An 18,237-nucleotide genomic window follows, 5' to 3' on the forward strand; every position below is an offset into this window, starting at 1 on the left:
GATCTAAAGCACTCTGCCACCACCCGAGGCGATGGCAGAGCCCGCGCAATCAGTGCGCTTCGTCCCAGTTATCACCTACGCCCACATCCACCACCAAAGGCACATCCAGTTTCGCCGCCGCACTCATGTGCTCGCGAATCTTCTCGCTGACCTGCGCCACCAGATCCTCACGCACCTCAAGCACCAGTTCGTCGTGCACTTGCAGGATCACCTTGGCATCCAGGCTAGACTCGGTCAGCCAGTTATCCACTAACACCATCGCCTTCTTGATGATGTCCGCCGCCGTCCCCTGCATCGGTGCGTTGATTGCGGTACGTTCGGCTGCCGCACGCTCCTGTGGCTTGTTGGAGTTGATATCCGGCAGGTACAGACGACGCCCGAAGAAGGTTTCGACATACCCCTGATCGGCAGCCTGGGCGCGGGTGCGCTCCATGTATTCACGCACGCCAGGGTAGCGGGCGAAGTAGACATCGATGTAGGCCTTGGCGGTCTTGGTGTCGACGCCGATGTCCTTGCCCAGCTTTTGCGCACCCATGCCGTAGATCAGGCCGAAGTTGATCGCCTTGGCGCTGCGACGCTGATTGGAGGTGACCTCAGCCAGCTCAACCTTGAACACCTCAGCCGCCGTCGCGGTGTGCACGTCCAGGTCGTTGCGGAACGCGTTCATCAAGCCCTCGTCCTTGGACAAGTGCGCCATGATCCGCAACTCGATCTGCGAATAGTCCGCCGCCAGCAGCTTGTAGCCCTTGGGCGCGACAAACGCCTGGCGAATGCGCCGCCCTTCGGCGGTGCGCACCGGGATGTTCTGCAAGTTCGGATCACTGGACGACAACCGCCCGGTCGCCGCGACGGCCTGGTGATAAGACGTATGGATACGCCCGGTCCGTGGGTTGATCTGCTCCGGCAAACGGTCGGTGTAGGTGCTTTTCAGCTTGCTCATGCTGCGGTACTGCATCAGCACCTTGGGCAGCGGGTAGTCATCTTCGGCCAGCTTGGCCAGCACTTCTTCAGCGGTGGAAGCCTGGCCCTTGCCGGTCTTCTTCAACACCGGCAAACCGAGTTTTTCGTAGAGAATCGCACCGAGCTGCTTGGGCGAGCCCAGGTTGAACGCCTCACCGGCGATCTCGAACGCCTGGCGCTCCAGCTCAACCATCTTGTCGCCCAACTCGATGCTCTGGATACCCAGCAGCGCCTTGTCGACCAGCGCGCCCTGGCGCTCGATACGCGCCAGCACCGGCACCAACGGGATCTCGATATCGGTCAGCACACTGGCCAGGCTCGGGATCGCCGACAGCTGCTTGAACAGCTCCTGATGCAGACGCAAGGTGATATCCGCATCTTCGGCAGCGTAAGGGCCCGCCTGCTCGAGCGCGATCTGATCGAAGGTCAACTGCTTGGCGCCTTTGCCGGCGATGTCCTGGAAGGCGACGGTGTCGTAATCCAGGTACTTCTTGGCCAAGCTGTCCATGTCATGCCGCGTCGCGGTGGAGTTCAGCACGTAGGATTCAAGCATGGTATCGAACGCGATGCCGCGCACGGTGATGCCCTGCGCCGGGTCACCACCGATGGCGCAGTTGGCCAGGATATTCATGTCGAACTTGGCGTGCTGGCCGACCTTTAGCTTGGTCGGGTCTTCCAGCAGCGGTTTCAGGGCGAGCAACACGGTGTCGCGGTCCAACTGCTCCGGCGCACCGATGTAGGAATGGGTCAGCGGGATGTAGGCCGCTTCATGGGGTTGCACGGCGAAAGACACGCCGACCAATTGCGCCTGTTGCGCGTCGATACCCGTGGTTTCGGTGTCGAAAGCGAACAACTTCGCCTCGCCAAGCTTCTTCAACCAAAGGTCGAACGTGGCCTGGTCAAGGACAGTGGTGTAAGTCGTTTCTACAGGCGCGGCGTTCTCTACTACTTCCTCGGCGACAGGCGCTGCCTTGAGCTCGACACGCTTGGCGTCGCGCTGAACCTCATCGATCCAGCTCTTGAACTCCAGCAGCGTGTACAGCTCCAGCAGTTTTTCGCGGTCCGGCTCGATCAGGTGCAGGTCATCCAGGCCCACTTCCAACGGTACATCGCACTTGATCGTCGCCAATTGGTAGGAAAGGAACGCCATCTCGCGATGTTCTTCCAACTTGGCCGGCAGCGTCTTGGCGCCTCGGATCGGTAGGGTCGGCACGATGTCCAACTGCTCATACAGCTCTTTGATCCCACCATTCACACCCACCAGCAAACCAGACGCGGTCTTGGGACCAATGCCCGGAACGCCCGGAATGTTGTCGGACGAATCGCCCATCAACGCCAGATAGTCGATGATCTGCTCCGGAGCGACGCCAAATTTCTCCTTTACGCCGTCGATGTCCATCGAACTACCGGTCATGGTGTTGACCAAGGTAATGTGCCCGTCCACCAGCTGCGCCATGTCCTTGTCACCGGTCGAGATCACCACCGGTCGGTTGGCGGCCGCGCTGCTGCGGGCCAAGGTGCCGATTACATCATCGGCCTCGACGCCTTCGACACACAGCAATGGGAAGCCCAGGGCAACGACGCTCTGGTGCAGCGGCTCGATTTGCACGCGCATGTCATCGGGCATGCTCGGTCGGTTGGCCTTGTATTCGGCGTACATGTCGTCGCGAAAGGTCCCACCCTTGGCGTCGAACACCACCGCGAACGGGCTGTCCGGGTACTGCTTGCGCAGGCTTTTGAGCATGTTCAACACGCCCTTGACCGCACCGGTCGGCAGGCCTTTAGAGGTGGTCAGCGGTGGCAGCGCGTGGAAGGCGCGGTACAGATAAGAAGAACCGTCCACCAGGACGAGGGGGGCTTGGCTCATGAGCAGGATCAACCTTTTCGGCGGGTCAGGCGCTAGAATAGCCGGACCAATGACGACAAAGGGACAAGGTTATCATGCGTACATTCAATCGCCTGCTGTTCACTGGCTTGATTGCACTCGCTCCGATGGCTGCCATGGCAGCAGACAGTGCCCCATCGGGCGATCCGGAAGTTACCATTCGCACGGAAGGCGATAAAACCATCCAGGAATACCGCCAAAACGGGTTTCTGTACGCGATCAAGGTAACACCGAAGGGCGCGCCACCGTATTTCCTGGTACGCGCCGACGGAACCGACGCGAACTTCATCCGCTCTGACCAGCCGGATATGCTGATCCCGTCATGGAAGATTTTCGAATGGAAATGATTTCTTAACTTCAATTGGCGCCGCGCACCGCGGCGCCCGTACTGGCAGTTTTAACCATGTCTGTGTTCACCCCCCTGGCTCGGCCCGAGCTGGAAACCTTTCTCGCCCCTTACGGGCTCGGCCGCCTGCTTGATTTCCAGGGAATTGCCGCCGGTAGCGAAAACACCAACTTCTTTATCAGCCTGGAACAGGGCGAGTTTGTCCTGACCCTGGTTGAACGCGGCCCCGTGGCGGAGATGCCGTTCTTCATCGAACTGCTCGACGTGCTCCACGATGCAGACTTGCCCGTGCCCTACGCCCTGCGCACCACCGATGGCGTGGCCCTGCGCGAGCTGAAAGGCAAACCGGCGCTGCTGCAACCGCGCCTGGCTGGCAAGCACATCAAGGAGGCCAACGCTCAGCATTGCGCCCAGGTTGGCGAACTGCTTGGCCATCTGCACCTCGCGACGCAAGGCGACAAGGTGCTGGAGCGCAAGACCGATCGCGGCCTGGATTGGATGCTCAGTGAAGGTTCTCAGCTGATTTCACACCTTGAAGAGGTGCCGCAACGCCTGCTCCAGGACGCGCTGGACGAGATCGAAACCCATAAGGCCCAGATCCTCGCCCTGCCACGCGCCAACATCCACGGCGACCTGTTCCGCGACAACGCGATGTTCGAAGGCACGCACCTCACAGGCCTGATCGACTTCTACAACGCCTGTTCCGGCCCGATGCTGTATGACGTGGCGATTGCCCTGAATGACTGGTGTTCGGACGAAGAGGGCGTGATCGAGGGGCCGCGCGCTCGCGCGATGTTAGGTGCCTATGCGGCGTTGCGCCCGTTTACCGCGAAGGAAGCCGAATTGTGGCCAGTCATGCTGCGCGTGGCGTGTGTGCGGTTTTGGTTGTCGCGGCTGATCGCGGCTGAATCGTTTGCCGGGCAGGACGTGTTGATTCACGACCCGGCGGAGTTTGAGCACCGCTTGTCGCAACGCCAGCAGGTGACGATCCAACTGCCGTTCGCGCTCTAACAGACAACCGGGATTAAAATGTGGGAGGGGGCAAGCCCCCTCCCACATTTGATTTTCACCAGTCTTTAGAGCGACTCCAGGCAACCCGCCAGGTCATTGCCCAACTTCTCCAGCACCTGCTCATAGCCTTGTGCTGTAGCCGGTGTATACCCACCCAACGCATCCAACTCCGCCAACTTCACCGGTAACCCAGCCACCAGGGTTTCGGCCAAACGCGGACGCAACGGCGGCTCACTGAACACACAGGTCTTGCCCACTTCCTGCAACCGCGTACGCATGGCGGCCACATGTTGGGCGCCGGGCTGTACTTCGGCGGCAACGCTGAATACGCCGGTGTGCTTGAGGCCGTAGGCATCCTCGAAGTAATCGAACGCTTCATGGAACACGAAGTAAGGCTTGTCGCCAATCGATGCCAGGCGCGCTTTCAAACGGGCATCCAACGCATCCAAACGCTCATCGAACGCCTTGGTGTTGCTCTGGTAACGCGCGGCATTGGCCGGGTCGGCTGCGCTGAGGTCGGCCGCCATGCGCGCGGCGATCACCCGGGCATTCACTGTCGACAGCCACAAGTGCGCATCCAGGCTGCCTGGACGGTGATCATGATCATGCTCGTCGGCTTCATCGGCGTGGGAGTGGCTATCTTCGGCGAAACGGCGCAGTTTCATCCCCGAAAGATCCTGAACCGCCACGGTCGGCAAGCTGCGGCCCTTGAGCACGCGGGGCAGGAAGCTTTCCATGTCCGGGCCGATCCAGTACAGCAGGTCTGCCGACTGCACGCGCCGTACGTCGGATGGGCGCAACGCGTAGTTATGCGGCGAAGCGCCCGGCGGCAACAGCACCTCGGGAACGGCCACGCCGTCCTGCACAGCAGCGGCAATCAACTGCAGCGGCTTGATGCTGGTCAGCACCTTGACCTCGGCCTGAGCGGCACCAGCGACGAACAAACTGGTGATGAATACGACAAAAACAGGAAAAAGTCGGGACACGATGACCACTCGATGGTGTAGGAACGGGTAACATAATAACGTCTCTATCAAATGTCTGTCGCCGCTCATGCCTAAAACACCGCTTGCCAGCCGTCCCCACGACCACTCTCACTGCGTGCATACCGCACTGTCGGAGGCCGATACCCTGTGTGCACAGAAGGGTTTGCGCCTGACCGCCTTGCGTCGCCGCGTGCTGGAACTGGTGTGGCAGAGCCACAAGCCGCTGGGCGCCTACGATATTCTCGGCGTACTCAGCGAGCAGGACGGCCGCCGCGCCGCGCCGCCGACCGTGTACCGCGCGCTGGACTTCCTGCTGGAAAACGGCCTGGTGCACCGCATCGCCTCGCTCAACGCCTTCGTCGGCTGCAGCCACCCGGAACACGCACACCAAGGCCAATTCCTGATTTGCCGCGAGTGCCACGCCGCCATCGAGCTTGAACAAAAAAGCATCAGCGACGCCATCATCAAAAGCTCCGCCGAGGTTGGTTTCCGCGTCGAAGGGCAAACGGTCGAAGTGGTCGGCCTGTGCTCCGGTTGCCAGGGGGCTTGATGAGCAACGCGTTAATCCGCCTGGAACAGGTTGGGGTCACGTTCGCCGGGCAAGCCGTGCTGGACAACATCGCGCTGAGCGTGGAGCCCGGGCAGATCGTCACTCTGATCGGCCCCAACGGCGCCGGCAAGACCACTCTGGTGCGTGCCGTGCTTGGCCTGCTCAAGCCCGACAGCGGCAGTGTATGGCGCAAGCCCAAGCTGCGCGTGGGCTACATGCCACAAAAACTACACGTCGATCCGACATTGCCATTGTCCGTGCTGCGCTTCCTGCGCCTGGTGCCCGGTGTGGACCGCGCCCGCGCCCAGGCTGCGCTCAAGGAAGTGGGCGCCGAACAGGTGATCGACAGCCCTGTGCAAAGCATCTCCGGCGGCGAAATGCAGCGTGTCCTGCTCGCCCGCGCCCTGTTGCGCGAACCGGAACTGCTGGTGCTGGACGAACCCGTGCAAGGCGTCGACGTCGCGGGGCAGGCCGAGCTGTACAGCCTGATCACCCGTCTGCGCGACCGCCATGGCTGCGGCGTGCTGATGGTTTCCCACGACCTGCACCTGGTGATGAGCACCACCGACCAAGTGGTATGCCTCAACCGCCACGTGTGCTGCTCCGGCCACCCGGAACAGGTCAGCGGCGACCCGGCGTTCGTCGAACTGTTCGGCAAGAATGCCCAGAGCCTGGCGATCTACCACCACCATCACGACCACGCCCATGACCTGCATGGCGCTGTCGTCGATGATCCCGCTGCACCTCACACCCACGTTCATGGAGATGGCTGCAAGCATGGCTGATTTTCTGCTGTACGCCCTGCTGGCAGGCTTGGCTTTGGCGTTGGTTGCGGGCCCATTGGGCTCGTTTGTTGTATGGCGGCGCATGGCCTACTTTGGCGATACGCTGTCCCACGCGGCGTTGTTGGGCGTGGCCATGGGCTTCTTGCTGGATGTGAGCCCGACCATCGCGGTGACCGTGGGCTGCCTGCTGCTGGCGGTGCTGCTGGTGACCTTGCAGCAGCGCCAGCCGCTGGCCTCGGACACGCTGCTGGGCATCCTGGCGCCCAGCACACTGTCATTGGGCCTGGTGGTGCTGAGCTTTATGCATGAAGTGCGCATCGACCTGATGGCCTACCTGTTCGGCGATCTGCTGGCGATCAGCACCACCGATCTGGCCTGGATCCTCGGCGGCAGCGCCCTGGTGCTGGTGTTGCTGGTGGCGTTGTGGCGACCCCTGCTGGCGATCACCGTGCACGAAGAGCTGGCCACCGTCGAAGGCCTGCCCGTACCGACCCTGCGCATGGCCCTGATGTTGCTGATCGCCGTGGTGATTGCTGTCGCGATGAAGATTGTCGGCGTATTGTTGATCACGTCGCTGTTGATCATTCCCGCAGCCGCCGCCCAGCGCCATGCTCGCTCACCGGAGCAAATGGCGATTGGCGCAAGTCTGTTGGGAATGCTGGCAGTGTGCGGAGGGCTGGCATTGTCCTGGTTCAAGGACACGCCGGCCGGGCCATCGATTGTGGTCACGGCCGCTGCCCTCTTTCTGCTGAGTTTTGTCCTGCCCCGTCGAGGGGTGTAGACTTGCTCGCTTTTTGCGCAAATAGAGAGTCGCAGGAATGAAGCCGTTCACCTCCCGTTATCTGCTCCTTGCCGCATTTTCCCTGCTGCTGGGCGCCTGTCAAAGCACACCGCCCGCGGCCACAGAACCGCCGGACGCCCGCGCTGCGGCCATCGCACAGCTGGAGCAAAACCTGGCCAGCAGCGAGTTGGCCACTGCCGAAGACGAGTTGGCGGCGCTGCAAGCCCAGTCGCCCAACGACCCGACCCTGGAGCCTTACCAGCGCCAGTTGGCCGAAGCGTACCTGCAGCGCAGCCAGATCGTGCTGCAAAAAGGTGATGTCAACGCCGCCGCCACTGCCCTCAGCCGTGCCCGCGCCCTGATGCCCAAGGCCCCCGCGCTGACCGGTGGCGTCAACAGCGCCATCAGCCACGCCCGCAAAGCCGAGCTGGATAAAGCCGAAGCCGCCTTGAAAGCCGCCGAAGCCAAGCCTGCGGCCAAAGTGATCGACCCGGCGGCAGAAAGCACCACCGTGGCGCTGAACCTCACGGATATCCAGGAACTGCGTCATCAGCTCGATGCCATCGCGACCGATGTGGTGAATTACCAGTGTGATGTGAGCATCCAGGTGCCGCGCACCGAGGATTACCCGTGGCTCTCCACCCTGCTGACCAAGCGGGTGAAGCGCATTGATTCGGCGTATGACTTGAAGATTCACCGGCAGATCTTGAAGAAGATTCCGGCGCAGGTTGTTCTGATTCCGCGCAAGGCTCAATAAAGCCATCGGGGGCAAGCCCCCTCCCACATTTTGACCTGTGAACACATTCAAAGTGTGGGAGGGGGCTTGCCCCCGATAGCAATCTAACAGCCAACCAAAAAGCTTAAGCCGGAATCGCCTTGGCCCTAGGCTCACGATCCCACACCCGATGCTGCCCAATCGCGGCAAAGAACGCCTTGAACGCTTTCCCATCCGCCCCCACGATCAGCCCCGCATCCGCCTCAAGCTTGAGCAGGTCCAGCAACGACTTCGCCTCACTGGCGACGGCAATCGCCTTAAGGTGCTTGTACGCTTCCAGGACGTAATGCAACGCGACCCCGTCGCCGCTCAGCGCCTTCACCGAATCCTTGCCACCCGGGATGAACACCGCGTCAAACGCAATGGAGGGCAACCCTTCCATCGATGCATCCACCGGCAAGCGCTTGCCATCCGCCGCTGTTACCGGGGCCGACGTCGGCCCTAGCAATTTGGCATGCGCGCCCTCAGCCTCCAGCGCCTTCTTCAACGCAGCAATTGCCACACCATCCACGCCATTCGCCGCCAGGATCGCCACCTTGCGCGTTTTGATATCCGCCGGCAGCAAGTTCGCTTGGCTCAACGCGGGCGAGCGTGCCAACGAGGTCTTGCGCTCCTCTACCGTGCCTTTTTTCGGCACCGGCAAACCAAGGTTTTCAGCCACGCGCTTGGCCAGCTCCAAATCGATATTGGCCAGAATCTCGTTAACCTGCCGCGCACGAATAAACTCACGCTCCACCTTGCCCAGCTCAAAGCTGTAGGCCGAAATGATGTGCTCTTGCTCGTGTTTGCTCATGCTGCGGAAAAACAGGCGCGCCTGGGAGAAGTGATCGCCGAACGATTCACTGCGCTCACGCACCTTATGCGCATCGATGCGCTCGTAGTACGACTCGAACCCACCGTCTTGTGCTGCCGCCGGCGCTTCCTTAGGCCAGCCACCATCAATCGAATTCGGCTCATAGGCGGCGCGGCCTTTATCGATCACGGTGCGGTGCATGGCATCGCGCTGACCATTGTGAAACGGGACGACCGGGCGGTTGATCGGCAACTCGTGAAAGTTCGGGCCACCGAGGCGACTGATTTGGGTATCGGTGTAGGAGAACAGACGCCCCTGCAACAGCGGGTCATTGGAGAAGTCGATGCCCGGCACAATATGTCCGGGGCAGAACGCTACCTGCTCGACTTCGGCGAAGAAGTTGTCAGGGTTGCGATCCAGCACCATTTTGCCGAGCGGAGTGATCGGAACCAGCTCCTCCGGAATCAGCTTGGTGGGGTCCAGAATGTCGAAGTCAAAGGCGTGCTCCTTATCTTCAGGAATGACCTGCACGCCCAGCTCCCATTCAGGGTAATCGCCGGTTTCAATGGATTCCCACAGATCGCGACGGTGGTAGTCGGTATCTTTACCCGCGAGCTTTTGCGCTTCATCCCACACCAGGGAGCAGGTCCCCGCCGTCGGACGCCAGTGAAACTTGACGAAAGTGGAGACGCCTTCGGCATTGATAAAGCGGAAGGTATGTACGCCAAAGCCCTGCATGCTGCGCAGGCTTTTCGGAATTGCACGGTCGGACATGGCCCAGATGACCATATGCGCCGACTCCGGCTGCAGCGAGACGAAATCCCAGAACGTATCGTGCGCCGACCCCCCCGTAGGAATTTCGTTGTGCGGCTCAGGTTTTACCGCATGCACGAAGTCAGGAAATTTGATCGCATCCTGTATGAAAAACACCGGCATGTTGTTGCCCACCAAGTCGAAGTTACCTTCGTCGGTGAAAAACTTCACAGCAAAACCGCGTACGTCCCGCACCGTATCGCCGGAGCCGCGCGGGCCCTGCACGGTGGAGAAACGCACGAACACCGGGGTCTTGTGCCCTGGATCACGCAGGAAACCGGCCTTGGTGAGTGCCGAATGGTTTTCGTAACTCTGGAAATAGCCGTGCGCCCCCGTACCACGGGCATGCACGATGCGCTCCGGGATACGCTCGTGGTCAAAGTGCGTGATCTTTTCACGCATGATGAAGTCTTCCAGCAGCGAAGGCCCGCGCGCGCCGGCCTTCAAGCTGTTCTGGTTGTCAGAGATTTTTACACCCTGGTTAGTTCGCAGGGCTTGGCCAGTGGCATCGGAGCGAAATTCCTCCAAAGCCTGCAATTTGGCGTTGGTGTTCTTACGGTCCAAGGTATCGGTTCCGGCGAGTTCGCTCTTTGGCTTTTTCGTGCTCATCAGTCAAAACTCCTTATTCAGACCCAGGCACGGCACCCGGGCAATCGAGTTGCTTAAGTAGTGACTGACGGGGTTTTGGGCCGTTCCTTTTTTATGACCTTTGATCGCGTTATTGCCAAATCGCTGGATGAATACGAAATAAATGCTAAGAAACACTAGATGGACAGGCTAAAATGCGCGCCCGGCTAACCGCTGATCCCTTTTCAATGCGCCCCACAAGGTTCGCTACGTGATCGAGTTTCATAACGTCCATAAAACCTACCGCGTCGCCGGTAAGGAAATCCCCGCGCTGCACCCCACCAGCCTGACCGTCGAGAACGGCCAGGTGTTTGGCCTTATCGGCCATTCGGGTGCGGGCAAAAGCACCCTGCTGCGCCTGATCAATCGCCTGGAAGAACCGAGCGGCGGCCAGATCAGCGTCGACGGCGAAGAAGTCACTGCCTTGGACGCCAACGGCCTGCGCCGTTTTCGCCAGCAGGTCGGGATGATCTTCCAGCACTTCAACCTGCTGGCCTCCAAGACCGTTGCCGACAACGTGGCCCTGCCACTGACCCTCGCCGGCGAGTTGTCCAGCCGCGAAATCGACCTGCGCGTTGCCGAGCTGCTGGCCCGCGTCGGCCTGTCGGACCACGCCAAGAAGTACCCGGCGCAGTTGTCCGGTGGCCAGAAACAGCGCGTCGGCATCGCCCGCGCCCTGGCGACCAAACCCAAGATTTTGCTGTGCGACGAAGCCACCAGCGCCCTCGACCCGCAGACCACCGCCTCGGTGCTGCAACTGCTGGCCGAGATCAACCGCGAGTTGAAACTGACCATCGTGCTGATCACCCATGAAATGGACGTGATCCGCCGCGTCTGCGACCAAGTGGCGGTGATGGATGCCGGCGTGATCGTCGAGCAAGGCTCGGTGGTCGACGTGTTCCTGCACCCCAAGCACCCGACCACCAAGCGCTTCGTGCAAGAGTCCGAGCAGGTTGACGAAAACGAGCAGCGCGATGACTTCGCCCATGTGCCGGGCCGCATTGTGCGCCTGACGTTCCAGGGCGAAGCGACCTACGCGCCGCTGCTGGGTACCGTCGCCCGTGAAACGGGTGTGGACTACAGCATCCTCGCCGGTCGTATCGACCGCATCAAAGACATCCCCTACGGGCAATTGACCCTCGCCGTCACCGGTGGCGACATGGAAGCCGCGTTTGCGCGCTTCACCGCCGCTGACGTCCACATGGAGGTCCTGCGCTAATGGAAGTCCTGTTGAGTTTCTTCGCCAATATCGACTGGTCGGAAATCTGGCTCGCCACCGGCGACACCATGATCATGCTGTTCGGTTCGCTGTTCTTCACCGTGGTGCTGGGCTTGCCACTGGGCGTGCTGCTGTTCCTCACCAGCCCGCGCCAACTGTTCGAGCAAAAAGGCCTGTACGCACTGCTGTCGCTGATCGTGAACATCCTGCGTTCGCTGCCGTTCATCATCCTGTTGATCGTGATGATCCCGTTCACGGTGCTGATCACCGGTACTTCGCTGGGTGTGGCCGGTGCGATTCCGCCGCTGGTCGTGGGTGCAACGCCGTTCTTCGCGCGCTTGGTGGAAACCGCCCTGCGGGAAGTGGACCGCGGCATCATCGAGGCAACCCAATCGATGGGCGCCACCACGCGCCAGATCATTACCAACGCCTTGCTGCCCGAAGCCCGTCCCGGCATTTTCGCAGCGATTACGGTGACGGCGATTACACTGGTGTCCTACACGGCCATGGCCGGTGTCGTCGGGGCTGGCGGCCTGGGTGACCTGGCGATCCGTTTCGGCTACCAGCGCTTCCAGACCGACGTGATGGTGGTCACCGTGGTGATGCTGTTGATCCTGGTGCAAATTCTGCAAACCGTCGGCGACAAGCTGGTGGTGCATTTTTCTCGAAAATAACGGCCATTGCCGGCCCCCGCCGGCACATGCCCGAACAAGGAGCTTGTTGGATGAAAAAACTACTGGTTGCTTTCGCCGCCGTTGCTGCGTTTTCCGCCCACGCCGAGACCATCACCGTCGCCGCGTCGCCGGTGCCGCATGCGGAAATCCTGGAGTTCGTGAAACCTGCACTGGCCAAAGAAGGCGTCGACCTGCAAGTCAAAGTCTTCACCGACTACGTGCAGCCCAACGTGCAAGTGGCGGAAAAGCGCCTGGACGCCAACTTCTTCCAGCACCAGCCGTACCTGGATGAGTTCAATAAGGCCAAGGGCACTCACCTGGTGAGCGTCGGCGCGGTGCACCTGGAGCCCCTGGGCGCCTACTCCAGCAAGCACAAGAAGCTGGACGAACTGCCAAATGGTGCCAACGTGGTCATCCCGAACGACGCCACCAACGGCGGCCGTGCGCTGCTGCTGCTGGCTAAAGCGGGCGTGATCACCTTGAAGGACCCGACGAACATCCTGTCGACCATCAAGGACATCACCGGCAACCCGAAAGGCCTGAAATTCCGCGAACTGGAAGCCGCCACCCTGCCGCGCGTGCTGACCCAGGTCGATCTGGCGCTGATCAACACCAACTACGCGCTGGAAGCCAAGCTGGATCCGTCCAAGGACGCCCTGGTGATCGAAGGCAACGACTCGCCTTACGTGAACATCCTGGTGACCCGCGAAGACAACAAGGATTCGGATGCGGTGAAGAAGCTGGTTGCAGCCCTGCACACCCCGGAAGTGAAGAAGTTCATCGAAGAGAAGTACAAAGGCGCGATCAAGCCGGCGTTCTGATCTGACTCGATCTCCCAAACACCGGAGATCAACATGTGAGAGGGGGCTTGCCCCCGATAGCAGTGGGTCAGCCACTAGATGCAGTGACTGACACTCAGCAATCGGGGGCAAGCCCCCTCCCACATTTGTTTTGTGTTGTCTGTTAATTGCGGTTCAGCAACCCTGGCAACTGCGCCACCAACTTCTGATTATTCAACGGCGCCCGAATAAACCCTCGCTGCGTCCCATCCGGCCCGATCACCGCCAGGTTGCCGCTGTGGTCCACGGTGTAGTTCGGCTTGCTGGTGTCCGCCGGAATAAACGGAATGCTCACCGCATTCGACACCTTCTGCACCTCCTCCACATTCGCCCCGGTCAGGCCGACAAACTGCGGATCGAAGTAGCCCAAATACTGCTTGAGCTGGGTCGGCGTATCGCGATGCGGGTCGACGCTGACCAGGACCACCTGCAACTTATCCACAACATCCTTGGGCAGCTCGCTCTTGATCTGGCGCAGCTGGGCGAGGGTGGTCGGGCAGATGTCCGGGCAGAAGGTGTAGCCAAAGAACAGCAGGCTCCACTTGCCTTTCAGCTCGTTGACCAGCACGGGCTGGCCGTCCTGGTTGGTCATGCTCACCGGCGGCAGTTGACGGCTCTGCGGCAGCAGGATGATACCGGCGTCGATCAGCGCGGTCGGGTCGCCCTGGCCTTTGCCATTGAGCACTTTGTTGACGGTCAGGCCCATGATCAACGCGACGATGGCCACCAGGATAAAGACGGTTTTTTGGGTTCGGGTCATAGGTTCAACAATAGGTAATGGTCTACGAGCAGGGCAATAAACAGCAGCAGCAAGTACCAGATAGAGTACTTGAAGGTGTTGATCGCCGCGTGCGGCTGAGCGCCACGGTACAACACCCAGGCCCATTGCAGAAAGCGCGCGCCCAATACCAGCGCGCACGCCAGGTAGAGCAGGCCGCTCATATGGATGACATAGGGCATCAGGCTCACCGCCAGCAGGGCGAAGGTGTAGAGCAGGATATGCACCTTGGTGTAGTGCTCGCCGTGGGTGACCGGCAGCATGGGGATATCGGCCTTGGCGTATTCCTCCTTGCGATGAATCGCCAGCGCCCAAAAGTGCGGCGGGGTCCAAGCGAAGATGATCAACACCAGCAACAGCGGTTCAGCGCTGGCATGCCCGGTGACCGCGACCCAGCCCAGCAACGGCGGGGCCGCACCGGCCAGGCCGCCGATGACGATATTCTGCGGCGTCGCACGCTTTAGAAAACCGGTGTAGATCACCGCGTAACCCAGCAATGAAGCCAACGTGAGCCATGCCGCCAAGGGGTTGGTGAACGCCAGCAGCAGGGCCAGCCCCGCCACCGCCAGAAACACAGCAAACGCCAACGCTGCCAGGGGCGACACACGCCCCTCAGCCAATGGCCGCTTGTGCGTACGCGCCATCACCGCATCGATGCGCCGGTCCACCACATGGTTCACGGCCGCCGCGCCACCGGCACACAGGGCAATCCCCAGGTTGCCGAACACCAACACCGTCCAGGGCACTCCGGCGCGGGTCGCCAGGAACATTCCCACCAGGGAGGTGATGAGCATCAGCACCACCACTTTCGGCTTGGTCAGCTCCAGGTAGTCGCGCCACAGTGCTCGGCCGTGGCGGGCGCCGATCAAGGTCGCCATGGCATTTCTCCTTTAAGGGTGATCAGGCCCGATACATGTTTACGCGGGATAAAGCGCCAGCCGAACGGCAGTTGGTTACGCACGCGGACCAGGCTGGTGCGGGCGTGGTAGTTGACCAGCACCAAGGTCAATAGCAACGCCGCGCCGCCCGCGTTATGGGCCACGGCCACCGGCAGTGGCAGATGGAAATAGACATTGCTCAGGCCCAGGCAGATTTGTGCCGCCAGGGCGATCAGCAGCAAGCCCGCCAGGCGCGTCATGCCCACCACCTTGAGTTGCCAGGCAAGGCCCAGCAGCACCAGCGAGACCACCACGGCGCCCACACGATGGGTCAGATGAATCGCCGTGCGCGCCTCGCTGTCCAACTGCCCGCCGAGGTAATTCGGACCGATATGCTGGGTGAGGTGAAACCCATTGGCAAAATCCGCCGCCGGCCACCACTCGCCATGGCAGGTCGGCAAATCGATACAGGCCACTGCCGCATAGTTGGAACTCACCCAGCCCCCCAGCGCAATCTGCCCGATCACCAACACCAACCCTGCCGTCGCCCAATATTGCAGGCGCTTGGGCACAATCAACGCGGGCAACACGCCGGACAAGCGTAGCGTCAGCAGAAACAGCAGGCTCAAGGTGGCAAAGCCGCCGAGTAGATGGCCCGTTACAACCTGAGGCCACAGCTTCAATGTCACCGTCCACATGCCAAATGCTGCCTGGGCAAACACCACCACCAACACAAACAGCGGCAGTTTCACCGGCTGGCCCGGATCACGCCGATGGCTCCACGAACGCGCGGCGAGCATCACGATCAACAGACCCAAGGTGCCGGCGAAGTAGCGGTGCGTCATCTCTGCCCAACCCTTGTCCGCCTCCACGGGGGTATCGGGAAAATGCAGCTCGGCATGGGCCAACTGGGCTTCGCTCTGGGGCACGCTGATAAAGCCGTAGCATCCCGGCCAGTCGGGGCAGCCCAGGCCGGCGTGGGTCAGGCGGGTGTAGGCGCCCAGCAGCACGACGATCAGCGCCAGCAAGGTGGCAAACAACGCGAGGCGAAATCCAGGTTTGGCCATGACGATGCCCTTATCCGATGTTCGACAGTTTCAGCAGCAGGCGCAGGTCGTTGAGCAAGTCCTTACCCTTGACCTTGGCGTCGTAGCGCAGCACCAGGTTGCCGTGGGGGTCGACGATCCACAGCTGTGCATCACCCGGCGCGGCGGCGTCTTTGGTGAAGGTCGTCAGGTCCAGCGGGTAGCGTTGCAGTTGCGGGTACTCGACCTTGAGTTTGGCTTCGTACTCGGCACTCACAGGCTGGGCGCTGGCCAGGGCATGACGGGCGCGAGAAGCATCGCGGCCCAGGCTGATTTGCAGCTGGCGCGCCAGGTACACCAACTGCTGGCAATCGGCGGCGCAGGCGGTGGGGGCGGTCACCAGCAGTTGCCAGCGATCCTCGTCGGACTGCACGCCGATATCGGCGCGGGTCTGGCCATTGCCGATCATCTCGCCGTGATAACTGCGGCTGTCCGGCACCCAGAATTGCAGCTTGTACATAAAGGTGGCCAGCGCCATCGGGCCGATCACCATCATCAGGATCAGGATCAGTTGCCAACGACCTTTGCGCCGGCTCGGCAGCTCAGACACGTTGAGTGGATTCATGGCCGCTCCCATGGGGCTTCTCCTTTTTTGTGGTGTGCCATCCGAGGTAGAGGTAAAGCGCGAGCAACGCCGACGCCATGGCGAACCACTGCACGGCATACCCCAAGTGTTTTTCCGGGCCCATGGCGACCACGGCCCAGTCGGTGTCGTACGTGCCAAGGCCGGGCTCGGCGCGCAGCTCGTAGGTAAAGCCGCTGCGGCCCAGTTCGGCCCACAGAGCCGCGGGATGCAGGGCCGTGAGCAGGCGCGGCCATTGCGCGGTGGCCGGGTCGGCATGCAGCTGGAAGGTTTCGCCGGGGGCGACGTAGACCCAGGCGTCGAGATTCAAGGGCTGTTCAGGCGTGGTGAAGACCGGCGGGGTGCGGCGGTCCGGCCAAGGCAGCCAACCGCGATTGAGTAACAGCCATTGGCCGCTGGCCTGGTCGTGAAAGGGTTGCAGCAGCTCAACGCCGGCCTTGCCGTTGCGCATGCGGTTGTCGAGCAACACGCTGTGCTCGACATCGAATTGCCCGCGTAGCCGCACGCGGCGAAAGGCCGGATCAGCCATCTCAGCGAGCTGCACACTGCTGACCGGCTCAGCCAGGCGCCGCTCGGCATAGCTGTCCACCAGCAGCTGTTTTTCATGGCCGCGTGACAGCTGCCAAAAGCCCAACCCAACCATCAACGGCAACAGCAGCAACACCACCAGTGTCGGTGCGAGCCCTGGGCGAAAGCGTTGTGCGGCGCTGGCTATACTTGTTTTCATTGCCTCGCCTTTCCCATAAAAGCCCCGTGGAGCCAGACCATGCTCAAAGCCGCCATTGCCCTGATGCTGATCGCGACCGTGGTGAGCCTATTCAGTGGCTTGTTCTTTCTGGTCAAGGACGAGGGCAACTCCAATCGCCTCGTCAACGCCCTGACCGTGCGTGTGGTTCTGGCCGTGATCACCCTGGCGCTGATCGCCTGGGGCTTTTTCAGCGGCCAACTGGTATCCCATGCGCCGTGGTAACCCGCCTCACAGCACGTAAACGAAGAAAAACAGCCCGATCCACACCACATCCACAAAGTGCCAATACCAGCTGGCCGCCTCAAAACCGAACTGGTGCTCGGCATTGAAATGCCCGCGCTGGATGCGCATCAGCATCACGAACAAAATGATCGTGCCAATGGTCACGTGGGCGCCGTGGAAGCCGGTGAGCATGAAGAACGTCGCGCCGTATACGCCCGAGCCCAAGGTGAGGCCCAGCTCTTTGTAGGCGTGGATATATTCCTCAGCCTGGAAACCCAGGAACGCCCAACCCAGCAAGACCGTCAGCGCCAACCAGATTTTCAGCGCGCCGCGATGGCCTTTGCGCAACGCATGGTGGGCAATGGTGATGGTCACGCTGGAGCTGACCAGCAGAATCGTGTTGATCAGCGGCAAGCCCCACGGGCTGATAGTGCCTTCCGGCGCCGGGTACAGCTTGGGGTCCGGGTTATTGAGCAACGGCCAGGTGAACTCGAAGTTCGGCCACAGCATGTGCGCGATGCCCTTGTGCCCTTCGCCGCCCAGCCACGGACCTGACATGTGGCGGACATAAAAAAGCGCACCAAAGAATGCGATAAAGAACATCACTTCGGAAAAGATGAACCAGGTCATGCCCCAGCGGAACGAGCGGTCCATCTGCGGGCTGTACAAACCGGCGCGGCTTTCCTTGATCACCGCACCGAACCAGCCGAACAACATGTAGGCCAGCAACAGGCCCCCGACGAAAAAGATCCACGGCCCGTGGGATTCCGGGCGCGCCGCCTTGAGGTCGTTGAACCACACGGCCAGGCCGTACACCGTGATCAACAGGCCAAACGTAGCAATTATTGGCCATTTGCTTTGCGCTGGTACGTAGTACGTATCATGAGACGACATGTATT

Annotated in this window: 19 protein-coding genes; 10 read left to right on the forward strand and 9 right to left on the reverse strand. The window is 61.1% G+C overall.

All coding sequences use genetic code 11. The annotated features are described in order from the left end of the window. Positions 1 to 49: 49 nt before the first annotated feature. Complete coding sequence (gene polA / locus DYL61_RS17165) at positions 50 to 2,827, reverse strand: DNA polymerase I (RefSeq protein ID WP_135309312.1); 2,778 nt, start codon at positions 2,825 to 2,827, stop codon at positions 50 to 52. Between the two features lie 74 nt (positions 2,828 to 2,901). Here polA and DYL61_RS17170 point away from each other — a divergent pair, with 74 nt between their 5' ends. Next, positions 2,902 to 3,192, forward strand: a complete 291-nt coding sequence (locus DYL61_RS17170; protein WP_105699047.1) for a DUF2782 domain-containing protein — start codon at positions 2,902 to 2,904, stop codon at positions 3,190 to 3,192. Between the two features lie 56 nt (positions 3,193 to 3,248). Next, entirely contained in the window at positions 3,249 to 4,202 is a 954-nt protein-coding gene (locus tag DYL61_RS17175; protein ID WP_135309313.1) for a homoserine kinase, read from the forward strand. Positions 4,203 to 4,267: 65 nt separating this feature from the next. Here DYL61_RS17175 and DYL61_RS17180 read toward each other — a convergent pair whose 3' ends face one another. Next, a complete protein-coding gene (locus DYL61_RS17180) occupies positions 4,268 to 5,197 on the reverse strand; it encodes a zinc ABC transporter substrate-binding protein (RefSeq protein ID WP_135309314.1) in 930 nt (309 codons plus the stop codon). Positions 5,198 to 5,255: 58 nt separating this feature from the next. On the opposite strand from DYL61_RS17180, the gene DYL61_RS17185 reads away from it, so the two are divergent. From DYL61_RS17185 to DYL61_RS17200, 4 genes are read left to right on the forward strand one after another with little or no spacing between them, the layout of a single operon-like run. Further along, positions 5,256 to 5,738: a Fur family transcriptional regulator gene (locus DYL61_RS17185; RefSeq protein ID WP_135309315.1), complete on the forward strand. Its 483-nt coding sequence runs from the start codon at positions 5,256 to 5,258 to the stop codon at positions 5,736 to 5,738. Then, a complete protein-coding gene (gene znuC / locus DYL61_RS17190; RefSeq protein ID WP_105699044.1) occupies positions 5,738 to 6,523 on the forward strand; it encodes a zinc ABC transporter ATP-binding protein ZnuC in 786 nt (261 codons plus the stop codon). Before DYL61_RS17185 ends, znuC begins: the two co-directional genes overlap by 1 nt. Then, on the forward strand, positions 6,516 to 7,304 hold the full coding sequence (gene znuB / locus DYL61_RS17195; protein ID WP_135309340.1) for a zinc ABC transporter permease subunit ZnuB: 789 nt from the start codon (positions 6,516 to 6,518) through the stop codon (positions 7,302 to 7,304). The genes znuC and znuB overlap by 8 nt, the downstream gene beginning before the upstream one ends. Before the next feature lie 37 nt (positions 7,305 to 7,341). Beyond that, positions 7,342 to 8,061, forward strand: a complete 720-nt coding sequence (locus DYL61_RS17200; RefSeq protein WP_135309316.1) for a PA5502 family lipoprotein — start codon at positions 7,342 to 7,344, stop codon at positions 8,059 to 8,061. Between the two features lie 103 nt (positions 8,062 to 8,164). On the opposite strand, the gene katE is transcribed toward DYL61_RS17200, so the two are convergent. Continuing rightward, on the reverse strand, positions 8,165 to 10,294 hold the full coding sequence (gene katE / locus DYL61_RS17205; protein ID WP_135309317.1) for a catalase HPII: 2,130 nt from the start codon (positions 10,292 to 10,294) through the stop codon (positions 8,165 to 8,167). Between the two features lie 229 nt (positions 10,295 to 10,523). On the opposite strand from katE, the gene DYL61_RS17210 reads away from it, so the two are divergent. From DYL61_RS17210 to DYL61_RS17220, 3 genes are read left to right on the forward strand one after another with little or no spacing between them, the layout of a single operon-like run. Further along, on the forward strand, positions 10,524 to 11,531 hold the full coding sequence (locus DYL61_RS17210; RefSeq protein ID WP_135309318.1) for a methionine ABC transporter ATP-binding protein: 1,008 nt from the start codon (positions 10,524 to 10,526) through the stop codon (positions 11,529 to 11,531). Further along, the gene (locus DYL61_RS17215; RefSeq protein WP_105699039.1) at positions 11,531 to 12,205 is read left to right on the forward strand and encodes a methionine ABC transporter permease; all 675 of its coding nucleotides are present in this window, start codon (positions 11,531 to 11,533) and stop codon (positions 12,203 to 12,205) included. The genes DYL61_RS17210 and DYL61_RS17215 overlap by 1 nt, the downstream gene beginning before the upstream one ends. Positions 12,206 to 12,255: 50 nt before the next feature. Further along, positions 12,256 to 13,026, forward strand: a complete 771-nt coding sequence (locus DYL61_RS17220; RefSeq protein ID WP_135309319.1) for a MetQ/NlpA family ABC transporter substrate-binding protein — start codon at positions 12,256 to 12,258, stop codon at positions 13,024 to 13,026. Positions 13,027 to 13,168: 142 nt separating this feature from the next. On the opposite strand, the gene DYL61_RS17225 is transcribed toward DYL61_RS17220, so the two are convergent. The 5 genes from DYL61_RS17225 to DYL61_RS17245 are packed head-to-tail and all read right to left on the reverse strand — an operon-like array spanning position 13,169 to position 17,095. After that, positions 13,169 to 13,804, reverse strand: coding sequence for an SCO family protein (locus tag DYL61_RS17225; protein ID WP_135309320.1), 636 nt, complete (start codon positions 13,802 to 13,804; stop codon positions 13,169 to 13,171). Further along, positions 13,801 to 14,700, reverse strand: coding sequence for a heme o synthase (cyoE, locus tag DYL61_RS17230; RefSeq protein WP_135309321.1), 900 nt, complete (start codon positions 14,698 to 14,700; stop codon positions 13,801 to 13,803). Before cyoE ends, DYL61_RS17225 begins: the two co-directional genes overlap by 4 nt. Next, on the reverse strand, positions 14,688 to 15,767 hold the full coding sequence (locus tag DYL61_RS17235; protein WP_135309322.1) for a COX15/CtaA family protein: 1,080 nt from the start codon (positions 15,765 to 15,767) through the stop codon (positions 14,688 to 14,690). The genes cyoE and DYL61_RS17235 overlap by 13 nt, the downstream gene beginning before the upstream one ends. 10 nt (positions 15,768 to 15,777) lie before the next feature. Further along, positions 15,778 to 16,362 carry a hypothetical protein gene (locus DYL61_RS17240; protein ID WP_135309323.1) on the reverse strand — a complete coding sequence of 195 codons (585 nt, stop codon included), beginning with the start codon at positions 16,360 to 16,362 and terminating at the stop codon, positions 15,778 to 15,780. Beyond that, positions 16,328 to 17,095, reverse strand: coding sequence for an SURF1 family protein (locus tag DYL61_RS17245; protein ID WP_135309324.1), 768 nt, complete (start codon positions 17,093 to 17,095; stop codon positions 16,328 to 16,330). The genes DYL61_RS17240 and DYL61_RS17245 overlap by 35 nt, the downstream gene beginning before the upstream one ends. A gap of 39 nt (positions 17,096 to 17,134) precedes the next feature. Here DYL61_RS17245 and DYL61_RS17250 point away from each other — a divergent pair, with 39 nt between their 5' ends. Beyond that, positions 17,135 to 17,338, forward strand: a complete 204-nt coding sequence (locus DYL61_RS17250; protein WP_135309325.1) for a twin transmembrane helix small protein — start codon at positions 17,135 to 17,137, stop codon at positions 17,336 to 17,338. A gap of 6 nt (positions 17,339 to 17,344) precedes the next feature. Here DYL61_RS17250 and DYL61_RS17255 read toward each other — a convergent pair whose 3' ends face one another. After that, a complete protein-coding gene (locus DYL61_RS17255) occupies positions 17,345 to 18,232 on the reverse strand; it encodes a cytochrome c oxidase subunit 3 (protein WP_135309326.1) in 888 nt (295 codons plus the stop codon). Positions 18,233 to 18,237 lie beyond the last annotated feature (5 nt).

It is taken from the genome of Pseudomonas nabeulensis (genome assembly GCF_004682045.1).
GTDB lineage: Bacteria > Pseudomonadota > Gammaproteobacteria > Pseudomonadales > Pseudomonadaceae > Aquipseudomonas > Aquipseudomonas nabeulensis.

Coding starts and splice junctions, on each gene's coding strand:
- polA (WP_135309312.1), bottom strand. CDS start 2,827: ATGAGCCAAGCCCCCCTCGTCCTGGTGGACGGTTCTTCTTATCTGTAC.
- DYL61_RS17170 (WP_105699047.1), top strand. CDS start 2,902: ATGCGTACATTCAATCGCCTGCTGTTCACTGGCTTGATTGCACTCGCT.
- DYL61_RS17175 (WP_135309313.1), top strand. CDS start 3,249: ATGTCTGTGTTCACCCCCCTGGCTCGGCCCGAGCTGGAAACCTTTCTC.
- DYL61_RS17185 (WP_135309315.1), top strand. CDS start 5,256: ATGCCTAAAACACCGCTTGCCAGCCGTCCCCACGACCACTCTCACTGC.
- znuC (WP_105699044.1), top strand. CDS start 5,738: ATGAGCAACGCGTTAATCCGCCTGGAACAGGTTGGGGTCACGTTCGCC.
- znuB (WP_135309340.1), top strand. CDS start 6,516: ATGGCTGATTTTCTGCTGTACGCCCTGCTGGCAGGCTTGGCTTTGGCG.
- DYL61_RS17200 (WP_135309316.1), top strand. CDS start 7,342: ATGAAGCCGTTCACCTCCCGTTATCTGCTCCTTGCCGCATTTTCCCTG.
- katE (WP_135309317.1), bottom strand. CDS start 10,294: ATGAGCACGAAAAAGCCAAAGAGCGAACTCGCCGGAACCGATACCTTG.
- DYL61_RS17215 (WP_105699039.1), top strand. CDS start 11,531: ATGGAAGTCCTGTTGAGTTTCTTCGCCAATATCGACTGGTCGGAAATC.
- DYL61_RS17220 (WP_135309319.1), top strand. CDS start 12,256: ATGAAAAAACTACTGGTTGCTTTCGCCGCCGTTGCTGCGTTTTCCGCC.
- DYL61_RS17225 (WP_135309320.1), bottom strand. CDS start 13,804: ATGACCCGAACCCAAAAAACCGTCTTTATCCTGGTGGCCATCGTCGCG.
- cyoE (WP_135309321.1), bottom strand. CDS start 14,700: ATGGCGACCTTGATCGGCGCCCGCCACGGCCGAGCACTGTGGCGCGAC.
- DYL61_RS17235 (WP_135309322.1), bottom strand. CDS start 15,767: ATGGCCAAACCTGGATTTCGCCTCGCGTTGTTTGCCACCTTGCTGGCG.
- DYL61_RS17240 (WP_135309323.1), bottom strand. CDS start 16,362: ATGGGAGCGGCCATGAATCCACTCAACGTGTCTGAGCTGCCGAGCCGG.
- DYL61_RS17245 (WP_135309324.1), bottom strand. CDS start 17,095: ATGAAAACAAGTATAGCCAGCGCCGCACAACGCTTTCGCCCAGGGCTC.
- DYL61_RS17250 (WP_135309325.1), top strand. CDS start 17,135: ATGCTCAAAGCCGCCATTGCCCTGATGCTGATCGCGACCGTGGTGAGC.
- DYL61_RS17255 (WP_135309326.1), bottom strand. CDS start 18,232: ATGTCGTCTCATGATACGTACTACGTACCAGCGCAAAGCAAATGGCCA.